8 protein-coding genes are annotated in these 13,698 nt (G+C 64.7%); 7 read left to right on the forward strand and 1 reads right to left on the reverse strand.

All coding sequences use genetic code 11. The annotated features are described in order from the left end of the window. Nucleotides 1–39 precede the first annotated feature (39 nt). From ACLFLU_RS39150 to ACLFLU_RS39180, 7 genes are all read left to right on the forward strand, one after another. Nucleotides 40–420, forward strand: coding sequence for a DUF2846 domain-containing protein (locus ACLFLU_RS39150; protein ID WP_426409957.1), 381 nt, complete (start codon nt 40–42; stop codon nt 418–420). 213 nt (nt 421–633) lie between these two features. Beyond that, nucleotides 634–1,731 carry a glycoside hydrolase family 3 N-terminal domain-containing protein gene (locus tag ACLFLU_RS39155; RefSeq protein ID WP_426409958.1) on the forward strand — a complete coding sequence of 366 codons (1,098 nt, stop codon included), beginning with the start codon at nt 634–636 and terminating at the stop codon, nt 1,729–1,731. 139 nt (nt 1,732–1,870) lie between these two features. Beyond that, a complete protein-coding gene (locus tag ACLFLU_RS39160; RefSeq protein WP_426409959.1) occupies nt 1,871–3,091 on the forward strand; it encodes an efflux RND transporter periplasmic adaptor subunit in 1,221 nt (406 codons plus the stop codon). Between the two features lie 8 nt (nt 3,092–3,099). Beyond that, on the forward strand, nt 3,100–6,279 hold the full coding sequence (locus ACLFLU_RS39165; RefSeq protein WP_426409960.1) for an efflux RND transporter permease subunit: 3,180 nt from the start codon (nt 3,100–3,102) through the stop codon (nt 6,277–6,279). Continuing rightward, on the forward strand, nt 6,276–9,377 hold the full coding sequence (locus ACLFLU_RS39170; RefSeq protein ID WP_426409961.1) for an efflux RND transporter permease subunit: 3,102 nt from the start codon (nt 6,276–6,278) through the stop codon (nt 9,375–9,377). The genes ACLFLU_RS39165 and ACLFLU_RS39170 overlap by 4 nt, the downstream gene beginning before the upstream one ends. A 408-nt stretch (nt 9,378–9,785) precedes the next feature. Then, on the forward strand, nt 9,786–11,579 hold the full coding sequence (locus ACLFLU_RS39175; protein ID WP_426409962.1) for a tetratricopeptide repeat protein: 1,794 nt from the start codon (nt 9,786–9,788) through the stop codon (nt 11,577–11,579). 198 nt (nt 11,580–11,777) lie between these two features. Further along, nucleotides 11,778–12,719 (forward strand): diguanylate cyclase domain-containing protein, encoded by a 942-nt coding sequence (locus ACLFLU_RS39180; protein ID WP_426409963.1) that lies wholly within the window; start codon nt 11,778–11,780, stop codon nt 12,717–12,719. Nucleotides 12,720–12,777: 58 nt separating this feature from the next. Here the strand turns inward: ACLFLU_RS39180 and ACLFLU_RS39185 are convergent, their stop codons facing one another. Beyond that, complete coding sequence (locus ACLFLU_RS39185) at nt 12,778–13,665, reverse strand: LysR family transcriptional regulator (protein WP_426409964.1); 888 nt, start codon at nt 13,663–13,665, stop codon at nt 12,778–12,780. Between the last annotated feature and the right edge of the window lie 33 nt (nt 13,666–13,698).

Consider the following 13,698-nt stretch of genomic DNA (forward strand, 5'->3'; position numbering starts at 1 on the left):
TCGGGGTGTGCATCGGGTCCGACGGGCAACGTAGCCTTGATGGACAACGTCAAGCCAGGCGGCTCACGGCTCATCATCTATCGTTCGTCGTCCCTGGGATTTGCGGTCATGCCTAACTATGCCGTCGACGGGCGCGTGATTGGCGGCAGTCAGGCAGCCGGGTTCTTGGCGTGCGATCTGCCTCCGGGCCGTCACGAGGTCGCCGTCAACAATATGCCGCTGAGCACCAATCTGTTCGGGCAGGGAAGCGAGAAGGTGAGCCTCGATCTGCGCGCCGGCAGTACCACCTACCTCGCCGCCTCGCCGCAGATGGGAATCATAACGCCCGGTGCGATCACGCTGATCCAGGTCACGGAAAGCCAGGGCCGCTCCGACGTCGCCGGCCTGCATCAGAGCGCAGGATCATGCGGCGGGGCGTGATTCAGGCGCCACCTCCGGCTTGCGCCGCGCCGTTGACAACAAAGCTCGCGCTCGGCTGCGCTGGAGGACGATTTGAATATTGATTCCGTTGAGGAAATTTGAAATATTGAGATGACGAAGCGAGCGGTTCAAAGGCTCGCGCAGGGGCTGACTGTTCGCGTTGCGTCCAGCTCCATCCCAATCAACCGAAACGATTTGTGGCGGTCCCGGCGGATGAGCGATTCCCTCCTTTCAACGGTCGGTGACCATTTCTTCCTTGGCCTGCGGCCGACCAGCGTCCTCGATGACCGCGACCGCGCGCTGCTGCGGGATCTCCGGCCCGCCGGAATCATCCTCTACAAGAGCAATTTCCGCCACGATTTGCCTTACCGTGACTGGCTGTCGATCCACCGCGACCTGATCGCCGCGATCCGCGATGCCTCGCAGCGCGACAAGCAGTTCATCGCCATCGATCACGAAGGCGGACGCGTGTGCCGCACGCCGGCGCCGATCACGCGCTTTTCCTATGCGGCGCGATGGGCCGGGACCGCGGAGCAGGTCGGCGACGCCATGGGCGTCGAGCTCGCATCGCTCGGCTGCAATCTGAATTTTGCGCCGGTGCTCGACATTCACAGCAATCCCGCCAATCCCGTGATCGGGGAGCGTGCCTTCGGCCGCTCGGCTGACGACGTCATCAAGTCGATGCTGCCGTTTACCAGGGCGATGGAGCGCCAGGGCGTGCGAGCTTGCGGCAAGCATTTCCCCGGGCATGGCGACACGCAGGTGGACTCGCATCACGAATTGCCGGTGCTGGATCTCGACCTCGATCAGATCAAGGCGCGCGAGCTAAAGCCCTTTGCCGCCGCGATCGACGGCGGCATCGAGATGATGATGACGTCGCATATCCTGTACCGGAAGCTCGATGCCAATGATCCCGTGACGCTGTCGCGCGCGATCACGCACGGGCTGTTGCGCGAGGCGATGAATTTCCGCGGCGTGATCGTGTCAGACGACGTCGGGATGCGCGCGATGGCGGGTCGGCTCGACGCGCCGGATTCCGGCGCACGCTTCATGGCGGCCGGCAACGACATGCTGATGATCTGCTCGCATCTGACCGACACCGAACGCGCCCGCGGCCTTGCCCAGTCGATCATCAATGGCGTCGATGCTGGCAAGCTCGATCCGTCGGTGCTGAAGGCATCAAGCCAGCGCGTCCGCGCGATGCTTGACAGCACCGCGCAAAACGCGGTGTCGGAGCTCTCAGGCGAGGTGCTCGCACGCCATCGTGCCGCCGGCACCCAGTTCGACGCGGCGACCGTCGAAGTCGTCTAGGCCGACCAGGGTTCGGCTCCGGCAAAATCCATCGCAATCCAGGCGTTCATCAACGCAGGCGCCGTTGATCTCGATGTGCTACGCGTGTTAGTGTTACTACTGGTAGCATATCGGCCGGCTCCGGGTGATGGGTTTGAACGTGAGACGCTCAGTAAAACTCTTCATCGCCGCGCTGGTCGTGTTGCCCGCGGGCTCTGCGGCCTATTATTTCAGGCATGACATCAAGCTTCCTTTCGCGCTGCCCTTCATGCAGGCGGTGGAAGCTGAGCAAGCCGCCACGCCTGCGGCACGGCCGCCGGTCGCCGTCAAAGTCGCCGCCGCGAAGGCGGAGGACGTCCCGATCTATTTGACCGGCATCGGCACGATCCAGGCCTACAACACCGTCAACGTGCAGAGCCGGGTCGACGGCGAGATCGTCCAGATCCTTTTCCAGGAAGGACAGGACGTCAAACAGGGCGACATCCTCGCGGTGATCGACCCGCGCCCGTTCCAAGCCCAGCTCGATCAGCAGATCGCGGTGAGGCAGAAGGATCAGGCATTGCTGGACGGTGCGCAGATCGACATGGAGCGCTACGACGCGCTGATCCAGAAGGCCGCCGCGATCTCGCGGCAGGTCGTGGACCAGCAGCATGCGCTGGTCGAGCAGTACAAGGCGCAGGTCAGGAACGACGAGGCCCAGATCGAATATGCGCGCACGCAGCTCGGCTTCACCAACGTCCGTGCGCCGATCAGCGGACGGCTCGGCATCCGCCAGGTCGACCAGGGCAACTACGTCCGCGCGGTGTCGCCCACGACCATCGTGACAGTCACGCAATTGCAGCCGATCTCGGTGATCTACACGCTTGCCGCCGTCGCCGTCGGCCAGACCCGGCTCAGCCTCGGTCAGGCCGAGGCGCCGGTGGTCGCGCTCACGGCCGACAGCACGACCGAGCTAGACAAGGGCATGATCACGCTGGTCGACAACCAGGTCGACCAGGCCAGCGGCACGATCAAGCTGAAGGCGACCTTTCCCAACAAGGCGCTGAAACTCTGGCCGGGTAATTTTGCCAATGGCCGGATCACCGTGGACACGCGCAAGAACGCAATCACCGCGCCCGCGATCGCCGTGCGGCACGGGCCGCGCGGCGATTTCGTCTGGGTCGCAAAGGCTGACGATACCGCAGCTTTCCGCCCCGTCACGGTCGGGCAGATTTTTGACGGACGCGCGCTGATCGATCGCGGCCTCGCCAAAGGCGAGCGCGTCGTCACCGACGGCTATTATCGACTCGAGAACGGCGCGCGCATCACGATCGAGGGCGCGACGCCGACCGCGAAGGCGCAGCCGACCACTCAGCCGCGCTCCGAGCCGCGCGTTGACTGAGGTCCACCATGTCCGCGCCCTTCATCCTCCGGCCGATCGCAACGACGCTGATGATCGTCGCGGTCGTGCTGCTCGGCATGCTCGGCTATCGTGAGCTGCCGATCGCGCCGCTGCCGAATGTCGACTTCCCCACCATCCAGGTGGTGACGCGCTATCCCGGCGCCTCCGCCACCGTCGTCGCAACCTCGATCACCGCGCCGCTGGAGCATTATTTCGGCACGATCTCGGGGCTGACCGACATGAGCTCGACCAGCTCGTACGGCTACAGCCAGATCACGCTGCAATTCGATCTGTCACGCAAGATCGACGCCTCCGCGCAGGACGTGCAGGCGCGGATCAATGCGGCCGCCGGCTGGATTCCGGTCGAGCAGCTGCCGAGCCCGCCGACCTATCGCATGGTCAATCCGGCCGACACGCCGGTGCTGATCCTCGCGCTGACCTCCAAGACGATGGCGCTGCACGAGGCCAATGATCACGCCGCGACTATTCTGGTGCCAAAACTGTCGCAGATCCCGGGCGTGGGCGCCGTCAGCATCGAAGGCGGGCAGACCCGAGCCGTGCGCCTGCAGATGAACCCGACCCGGCTTGCCGGGCTCGGCATGTCGCTCGACGACGTTCGCCGCGGCATCGCCGCCACCACCGCAGACAATCCGAAGGGGTCGCTCGACGGTCCCAGGCAGGCGTTCCACGTCGACACCAACGACCAGCTCTTCACAGCGGAGGCCTATCAGGATGCGGTGATCGCCTATCGCAACGGCGCGCCGGTGCTGCTGCGTGATGTCGGCACCGCCATCGACGGCGTCGAGGATTCCGAGCAGGCGGCCTGGTTCCAGGGCGAGCGCGCCGTGCTGCTGGACATCCAGCGCCAGCCCGGCGCCAACACCATCGAGGTCGTGAACGCCATCAAGAGCATCCTGCCGAAGCTGCAGGATTCGCTTCCCGCGGCGCTGAAGATCTCTGTCGTCAGCGACCGTACCACGACGATCCGGGCCGCGATCCACGACGTGCAGTTCACGCTGGTGCTGACGGTCGCGCTGGTCGTGCTGGTGATCTTCATCTTCCTGCGCAAGCTGTGGGCGACCGTGATTCCGAGCGTCACGTTGCCGGTGTCGCTGGTCGCAACCTTCGGCGCCATGGCACTGTGCGGCTTCAGCCTCGACAACCTCTCACTGATGGCGCTGACGATTGCTTCAGGTTTCGTCGTCGACGACGCCATCGTGATGATCGAGAACATCGCGCGCTATGTCGAGGACGGCGAGGATCCGCTTCAAGCGGCCTTGAAGGGCGCGCGGCAAATCGGCTTCACCATCGTCTCGCTGACGATTTCGCTCATCGCCGTGTTCATCCCGCTGCTGCTGATGGGCGGCGTGGTCGGCCGGCTGTTCCGGGAATTTGCGATCACGCTGTCCTTTGCCGTCGTCATATCAGGTCTGGTTTCGCTGACACTGACCCCGATGATGTGCGCGCAGCTGCTGCGACACGAGGACCCGAACGCTCAGCACGGCTTTCTGTACCGCATCAGCGAGCGCGGCTTCGATGCGTCCGCCAGCTTTTACCTGTGGGGGCTCGACTGGGTGCTGAGGCACCGCAATCTCACGCTGGTCTTCACCGTGCTCACCCTGGTCGCCACCGGCATGCTGTACGTCGCGATCCCCAAGGGATTCCTGCCCTTGCAGGACACTGGCCTGTTGATCGGCACCACTGATGCGGCCCAGGACATCTCATTCGCGGCGATGGCCGAGCGGCAGCAGCAGCTTGCCGCGGTGATCGGGCGCGACCCTGATGTCGTCACCGTCGGCAGCTTCGTCGGTATCGGATCCGTCAACACCACGCTGAACAGCGGCCGCCTCTATATCGACATCGGCAGCCCCGATGCGCGAAAGTCGTCCGCGGCGGCCGTGATGGCGCGACTGCAGCATGCGGTCGAGGGCGTTCACGGCATCACGCTGCATCTGCAGCCGGCGCAGGATCTGCAGATCGAATCGCGGGTCGCGCGCACGCAATACCAGTACGCACTGCAGGATCTCGACGAGGACGAGCTTCGGCTCTGGAGCCGGCGGCTGGTCGAGGCACTGCGCAAGCGCTCCGAGCTCGCCGACGTCGCCGACGACCGCCAGGACGAAGGCCTGCAGATGTCCGTCACCATCGACCGCCAGCTCGCGGCGAGCTACGGCGTCAGTCTGAACACGATCGACCAGACGCTCTATGACGCGTTCGGGCAACGCCAGATCGCAACCGTCTTCGGTCCGCTCACCCAGTATCACGTGATCCTCGAGGTCGATCCTGCGTTACGCAATGATCCCGACATCCTCGGCAAGATCTACCTGACCGCCGCCGCGGCCCAGGCCAGCACGATCGACCAGCAGACCAGCGGCTTCAGCGGCGCCTTCAGCAAGGCCTCCGCGCCGGTGCCGCTGTCGGCCTTCGCACGGATCGAGCGGCAGCACGCCCCGCTCTTGATTGCGCACCAAGGCCTGTTTCCCGCCACGACGATCTCGTTCAACCTGGCCGACGGCGTTTCGCTGAGCCAGGCGACGGAGGCGCTGCGCCAGACCGAGCGCGAGATCGGACTGCCGGATGCAGTCACGACCAAGCTGATCGGCACCGCCGCCGAGTTCGCCAATTCGCTCTCCGACGAGAAATGGCTGCTACTGGCCGCGATCGTGACGGTCTACCTGATCCTCGGCATGCTCTATGAGAGCTACATCCACCCGATCACGATCCTGTCGACCTTGCCGTCGGCGGGCATCGGCGCGCTGCTGGCGCTGATGCTGTACCGGCTGGATCTCAATCTGATCTCGCTGATCGGCATCATCCTCCTGATCGGCATCGTCAAGAAGAACGCCATCATGATGGTGGACTTCGCGCTCGCCGCCGAACGCGAGGACGGCGCATCCTCGTTCGACGCGATCAGGCAGGCCTGCAACCTGCGCTTCCGGCCGATCATGATGACGACGATGGCGGCGCTGTTCGGCGCGCTGCCGCTTGCGATCGGCTCAGGCACCGGCTCCGAGCTGCGCCAGCCGCTCGGCATCGCCATTGTCGGCGGACTGATCGTCTCGCAAATCCTCACGCTCTATACGACCCCCGTCGTCTACCTGGCATTCGCCTCGCTGCGCACCCGGTTCGGATGGCAGTCCACCGATGCTCCGGCAGCGCTGCCGCAGGCGGAGCGGCCCGCGCCGTGAGCATCACCGCACAATTCGTGCTGCGGCCGGTGGCGACGACGCTGCTGATGATCGGCGTGTTCCTGCTCGGCTGTGTCGCCTATTTCCGATTGCCGATCGCTTCGGTTCCGGCGGTGGAGCGCCCCACGATCGGGATCTATGCGCCATTCCCGGGCGCAAGCCCGGCAACGGTTGCGAACGCGCTGTCGCAGCCTCTCGAGACGACGCTCGCGCTGATCCCGGGCGTAACCGAAATCACCTCGTTCAGCGCCATGGGCGGCACCAGCATCACGGTGCAGTTCGAGCTTTCGGTCGATCTCGACGCCGCCGCCGGCGCGGTCCAGGCCGCAATCAACTCGGCGGGCCCGAACCTGCCGAAGGGTCCGTGGCCGCCGACCTATTGGAAGGCGAACCCCGCGGGCGCCGCGGTCGTGGCACTCGCGTTGACAAGCGACGTGTTCACGCCAGGCGAGGTCTACAGTCTTGCCGACGGCGTGATCTCGCCAAAGCTGTCGCAACTGCCGGGCGTCGCGCGGATCATCGTCAGCGGCGCCGAGCGAAGCGCGGTGCGCATCCAGGTGTCGCCGGCCCGGCTCGCCGCCATGAACCTGTCGCTGGAAGCGGCGCGCGTCGCCGTCCTCAACGCGTCGCAGAACCTGCCGAAGGGCGCGGTCTCGGTCGACGGCCAGCGGCTGACGATCGAGGCCAACGACCAGTTGCTGCAGGCCTCCGACTATCGGGACGTCGTGCTGGCCTGGCGCAACGGCGCCCCGGTCCGCCTTGGCGACGTCGCATCCGTGACCGACAGCGTCATCAACAACCGCCTCGCCGGCTGGTACGGCACCGAGCGCGGCATCGTCCTGTTCGTCTACAAGCAGTCGGATGCCAACATCGTCGAAACTGTCGATGCCATCAAAGCCGAGCTGCCGGAGATTCAGCGCTGGCTGCCGCCCGGCATCAAGCTGCATACGATCTACGACCGCACCACACTGATCCGGGCCGCCGTGAACGACGTCAAGCTCACGCTCGTGGTCGCCTCAGTGCTTGTCGTGCTGGTCATCGCCCTGTTCCTCCGGCGGTTCTGGGCGACCGTGATCCCGAGTGTCACGATTCCCGTCTCACTGGCCGCGACCCTGTTCGTGATGAGCCTGTGCGGGTTTAGCCTCGACAATCTGTCGCTGATGGCGCTGACCATCTCCGCCGGCTTCGTCGTCGACGACGCCATCGTCATGATCGAGAACATCATCCGCCGCATGTCCGAGGGCGAGCCGGCGCTGCAGGCTGCCATCAACGGCGCCCGGCAGATGGCATTCACGGTCGTCGCCATCACCGTCGCCCTGATCGCGGCGCTGATCCCGATCCTGTTCATGCCCGATGTGGTCGGGCGTTATTTCCGCGAGTTCGGCGTGACGCTAGTGGTCGCGATCGTGTCATCAGCGGTGATCTCGCTGACGCTGACGCCGATGATGTGCGGACATCTGCTGGATCGCGGCCGGCAGCGGCTGCACAATCCCGATGCGGACCCGGGACACCGCACTTTCTATGCCCGCAGCCTCGACTGGACGCTGCGTCACCGTTTTCTCACCGTCCTCACGATCGCCGCGCTGACCGGGGCCAGCGTCTGGCTCTATCTGCAGCTGCCGAAAGGCTTCATGCCGACCCAGGACACCGGCGTGATGTTCGTCCGGACTGTGGCTCCTTCGAACATCTCGTTCCTGTCCATGGAGGACCGGCAGCGCGCCGTCGGCGCAGCGATCCTCGAGGACCCCGCGATCTCGGGTCTGACGTCCTACATCGGCGAAGGCAATGGCAACGCGCTCAGCGTCGGGCAGATGCTGGTCGCGCTCAAGCCGCCTGACATCCGCAAGCTGTCGATCCAGCAGGTCATCGCGCGATTGCGCGAACGCATGAACCGCATCGACGGCGTCCGTGTGTTCTTCGTGCCGCTTCAGGATCTCAATCTCGGCGTTCAGTCCGGCGGCTCGCGTTATCAATATACGATGTGGGGCATTGACGAGGAGCAGGTGCTGCGCGCTGCGGAGAACATGATCCGGCGCGTCCGCGGCATTCCTGATATCATCGATGTGATCGCGAGCTGGGAGACCGGCGGCTTGCAAGCCGGCCTGACCATCGACCGCCTGCGCGCCGCGATGCTCGGCGTCACGCCGGTTGCGGTCGACAACACGCTCAACGACGCCTTCGGCCAGCGCCAGGTCAATCTGCTGTTCCTTCCGACCAATTATGCGCGGGTGATCTTCGAGGTCGAGCCAGAGGCTGCGAGCGGCCCCGACTCCATGAGCCAGATCTACGTGCCGAGCGCCAACGGCAAAGCGGTGCCGCTGACGGCATTGACCCGGCCGCAGCGCGCGCATGCGGCGATGTGGGTCCGCCACAGCGCGCAGTTTCCGGCGGCGACGATCTCGTTCGACATCAAGCCCGGCACGTCGATCGGCGACGCCATCGCGTCGATCCGCAAGGAAGAGGCCGCGGCAAAGCTGCCTGACGACATCAAGGCGGAATTCCGCGGCGAGGCCAAGGAGGCCGACAAGTCGATCGTCAAGCAGGCGGCGCTGTTCGCGGCCGCCCTGATCGCGATCTACATCGCGCTCGGCATGCTCTACGAGAGCTACGTCCATCCGCTGACCATTCTCTCGACCCTGCCGCCGACCGCCTTCGGCGCGCTGGTCGCGCTCTGGGCAACAGGGACGCAGTTTACGTTGGTAACCACCATCGCCTGCATCCTGCTGGTCGGCATGGTGATGAAGAACGCCATCATGATGGTCGACTATGCCCTCGATGCGGAGCGGCATCGCGGCCTCAACGCCCACGACGCCATCCTGCTCGCGGCACGCCTGCGGGCGCGGCCGATCACCATGACGATGCTGGCCGCATTCCTCAGCGCCGTCCCGATCGCCTTCGGCACCGGCCCGGGTTTCGAGATCCGCCAGCCGCTCGGCATCACCATCATGGGCGGCCTGGTCGTCGCCCAGCTCTTCACACTCTACTCGACGCCCGCGATGTACCTGATCCTGGACAAGCTGCGGCGCCGGAAGAAGACGCCCGCACGTCAGGCACCTGCGGCCGGCAGTGCGCCGGCTCTGCCCGATCTCAGCGGCTAAGGCCTGATGGGATAAGACTCGCCTGGCGCCCCGACGTAGGTGTGTTCCCTCCCCCCTTGCGGGGGAGGGCTAGGGAGAGGGGTAGCCCAGGAAAAGGTGCTGGTGGTTGACGATGTATCGCGTGTGGGGCGTCTCTCGAAAGATTCCCCGTGTGGCACCCCTCTCCCTGCCCCTCCCCCCGCAAGGGGGGAGGGAACGGAGAGAGCACCGCTGTCGGCCGAAATTGATTCGAGCTCAACCCATCACGCTCTAGGACAGCCGGGGACTTCGAACCTCGCCGCAACCTTCGCGCAAGCTCCCCCTGCTGAAGTCGAATCAACCGCGACGCCAGAGAGGCGGGGTTGCGCCCGTCGGAAGCCGTTGCCGCCATCGAGGTGGACGTTCGCCATGAACGGGACTTGAGCAGCGATGAGCACAGCAGCCGCCTTCTGTGAAGCGGGCCTTGCGCATTTCAGGGACGGACGGCATCTCGACGCGCGCGCCTGCTACCAGCAGGCCCTCGGAATAGATGCGGAGCACACCGACGCCCAGCATCTGATGGGGCTGCTGTCTCTTCGGGACAGGCAATACAACGATGCCCTGCAATGGATCGTCCGCGCGATCCAGCGCGCACCGAAGCCCGAATATCTGGCGAGCTTCGCAACGGTGCTGCAGCAATATGGGCGTTGCGAGGAAGCCCTCAACGTGCTCGACCAGGCGATACAGCTTCGACCTGACGACGCCGAGCTATGGCGGCAGCGTGGCGACGTCCTCATTCAGCTTGCGCGCCTGGATCAGGCCTTGCCGAGCTTTCAACACGCGGTCAGGCTCAATCCACATGATCACGACGCGCTTTATAAGAGCGGGATTGTCCTCCACAAGCTCGGGCGGAACGAGGAGGCTATTGCCTGCCTCAATCTCAGCGACAGCCTGCTCCCGAACCGTGCCCCGACGCTGCGGACGCGCGCATGGGTTCTCTATTGCCTGAAACGGTTCGAGGACTCCGCGACCGACGGCAGGCGCGCGCACCAGCTCGACCCCCAAAATGCCGAGATCTGCAACAATCTCGGTCTTTCGCTGCGGCGGCTCGGCCGGAACGAAGAGGCGCTGGCATGGTTCGACAAGGCCATCGAGATCGAGCCGCGCTTCGTCGATGCCTTCGACAACAAGCTGGTCGCGCTTTTTCACCTTCATCGCTTCGACGAGGTCTTCGCGCTGTCCGATCGCATGAAATCGCTCGGGCTGAATAGCACTGTGACAGAGTGGAATGTATCTCTGGCCCATCTCCTGACAGGCAATCTCGAAGCCGGCTGGCTCGGACACCAGACCCGCCTGAAACTGCCTTCGGCAAGACATCCTCAGTTTCAGCGACCGATGTGGCTCGGGGAAGAAAGCATCGCGGGAAAGACGATCCTGGTGGCGGCCGACGAGGGATTGGGCGACACCATTCACTTCGTCCGCTACGTCCCCATGCTGGCGGAGCGCGGTGCACGCGTTATTCTCGCCGTGCAGGACCCGCTGCATCGGTTGATGTCAGCGCTGAGCGGTGCATCCCTTTGCGTTCCGAGGTCGGCCATGGGCACGCTGCCGGCTTTCGATTTGCACTGCCCGATATCCAGCCTGCCGCTCGCCTTCAACACCCGCCTCGATACGATCCCGTCTGGATCGTATCTGCCCTCCCCTCCGGACAGCCTTGTTCAGGCCTGGGAGGATCGTCTTGGTCCTCGAAGTCTTGGCCCTCGAACCAAGCTCCGGGTCGGCCTGGTCTGGTCCGGCGATCCATACCACGTGAACGATGAGACCCGCTCGATTCCGCTGCGAACGCTGTCGCGTATCCTCGACGTCGATGCCAGCTTCATCAGCCTGCAGAAGGCCCCGCGCCCGAACGATGCGGCGGTCCTGCGGGAGAGAAGCGATATTGTCGACCTGACCGCCGATCTCACCGACTTCGCCGAGACCGCCGCGTTGATCGCTTGTCTTGATCTGGTGATCAGTGTCGATACCAGCGTCGCCCATCTCGCCGCCGCCCTTGGCCGTCCGACCTGGATCCTGCTGCCTTGGACGCCCGACTACCGCTGGCTGCTCGATCGCGCCGACAGCCCCTGGTATCCGAGCGTGCAGCTGTTCCGGCAGACCGAAACGCGTGACTATGAGAGTGTGCTTGATCGCGTGCGGGACGAATTGCGAGCGCGGGCCGCCGCGTTCGGATCAGGCTCGCGTTGAGATCGTCATGCGCGGCTAGGGTGACGACTGCCGCTGACAAAGGTATTATCTTCCTCGCCACGAACGGACTTCAACCCGGCGGCAGATGCGACCGCCGTCCGTTAAGCTTCCGTCTGCACCGCCATATAGGCTTCGTTAACGCAGCAGCCCTAGCTTTTAAGGACTTGGGCAAAATCGCGACATGCTGCCGGATCGTCGATGAGAGAAGACCATGCTGCCTCGACTTTGCCGGACGAGGTTCGCGTACGACTCTATGATCAGGCTCTGAATGTCGCTCGCATCGGCGCCTGGGAATGCGAACTCGCGACGGAGCGCCTGAGCTGGACCCAGGGCGTCTACGACATCTTCGGCTACCCCGTGAACAACCCGCTGCGGCGCGCAAGCATCGTTGATCTCTACATCGACGAATCCCGGCGCCACATGGAGCTCGCGCGTGCCGAGGTGATCGGGAGCGGTTGCCCGATCACGCTCGATACCGAGATCAGGACCTGGCGCGGTGAAAAACGCTGGATGCGGCTCTCGATCAACGCGGTGCGAGAGGGCGGAAGGCCGGTGCGGATCTTCGGCTCCAAGCAGGACGTCACCTCCGACCGACAGGCTCTGGAGAGCCTGCGGCAGCAGGCCGAAACCGATCCGCTCACCGGGCTCGCCAATCGTGCGGTGTTTCAGGCCCGTTATCGCGAGGTCGTCAACGACAGCCTGAATCACGGTTTTGCGTCGGCGCTCGTTTTGATCGACCTCGACGGCTTCAAGAAGCTCAACGATACATTCGGCCATCTGGCCGGAGACGCATGCCTGTGCGAGGTCGCGCAACGTCTGCGGCGGGCCTTCCACAATGCCGGCCTGGTCGGCCGGCTCGGCGGCGACGAATTCGCGATCATCCTGCGCGCTCCGAAAGATCCTGCGCGGATCGCGCGCGTGCTGCAACAGACCGTGATGATGTTGAGCCGCCCGCTGTTCTGGAACGGTCTTCGCCTCCAGGTCGGCGCTTCGATCGGAGCCGCTCTGGTTGGCCACCCGCATCGTCGGCCGATCGTCGAATTGTTCGCCGAAGCCGACATCGCGCTCTATGACGCGAAGGCCGCCGGCCGCAACCGGGTCCGTCTGATCGGCGACGAAAAGCATCACCTGGTGGCCTAAGGCAGATTGCACGGACCGCTGGCGGAGCATCGTTGCGGCTCGTTGAGTTTCCGTTTGATCAACGCCTTTCGCGGATCAGGTCAATGAGAGCGCGCAAGCCGGCGGGTACGTGCCGACGCCCGGGGTAATAGAGAGACAGGCCTGGGAAGGGCGGCGTCCATTCATCCAGCACGCGAACCAGCGAGCCGGCCGCGAGGTCGGCGGCGACATTCCACTCGGTGAGATAGGCAAGCCCAAACCCGGCCCGGGCCGCCGCCAGCATCAAATTGGGCTCGTCGAGGATCAGCGGACCTTCACCATCGATCGCCACCGCTTCGCCGTGGCGCTCGAACTCCCAACGATAGATGCCTCCGCTCGGCAGTCGACTGCGGATGCAGCGATGCCGGGAGATATCGGCTGGAGTGCGCGGCTTGGGACGGTGTTCGAAATAGGCGGGCGATCCCACGACGGCGAAACGCTGGTCGGGCCCCAACGGCACGGAGATCATGTCCTGCGGCACCAGTTCAGCCAGCCGCACGCCGGCGTCGAACCCATCGACAACAATGTCGACCAGTCGTCCTTCGGTAACGATGTCGACCGTCATGTCGGGATATCGGCGCAGATACTCGAACACGATCGATTCCATCTGTCGCGCCGCACCTGCGGATGCGTTGATGCGCAGCGTGCCGGCTGGCGTCGCGCGATGACTTCCCGCCCGCGCCATCGCTTCCCTGATTTGGCCCAGCGCTGGAGCAACCCCGGAAACGAACTGCTCCCCGGTCTCGGTCAGCGAGACACTTCGCGTCGTTCGGTGGAACAGGCGCACGCCGAGCTTCGCCTCCAGCGCGGCCATGGCATGGCTCAATGCCGAGCGCGACATGCCGAGCTCGGTTGCAGCCGCGCGAAAACTGCGGTGGCGCGCCACCGCCAGCACCGCATCAAGTTCGACCAATCCCGATGACCGCATTATCCCGATTCCTGCACCAGCTCATGCAGGATT

The organism is Bradyrhizobium ganzhouense (assembly GCF_049949285.1).
In the GTDB taxonomy this organism is placed as follows: Bacteria; Pseudomonadota; Alphaproteobacteria; order Rhizobiales; family Xanthobacteraceae; genus Bradyrhizobium; species Bradyrhizobium ganzhouense.

Bases quoted from the DNA above. Each gene is read 5' to 3' on its own strand.
- ACLFLU_RS39180 (WP_426409963.1), top strand. From the start codon at position 11,778: ATGAGAGAAGACCATGCTGCCTCGACTTTGCCGGACGAGGTTCGCGTA.
- ACLFLU_RS39165 (WP_426409960.1), top strand. From the start codon at position 3,100: ATGTCCGCGCCCTTCATCCTCCGGCCGATCGCAACGACGCTGATGATC.
- ACLFLU_RS39175 (WP_426409962.1), top strand. From the start codon at position 9,786: ATGAGCACAGCAGCCGCCTTCTGTGAAGCGGGCCTTGCGCATTTCAGG.
- ACLFLU_RS39150 (WP_426409957.1), top strand. From the start codon at position 40: ATGGACAACGTCAAGCCAGGCGGCTCACGGCTCATCATCTATCGTTCG.
- ACLFLU_RS39185 (WP_426409964.1), bottom strand. From the start codon at position 13,665: ATGCGGTCATCGGGATTGGTCGAACTTGATGCGGTGCTGGCGGTGGCG.
- ACLFLU_RS39155 (WP_426409958.1), top strand. From the start codon at position 634: ATGAGCGATTCCCTCCTTTCAACGGTCGGTGACCATTTCTTCCTTGGC.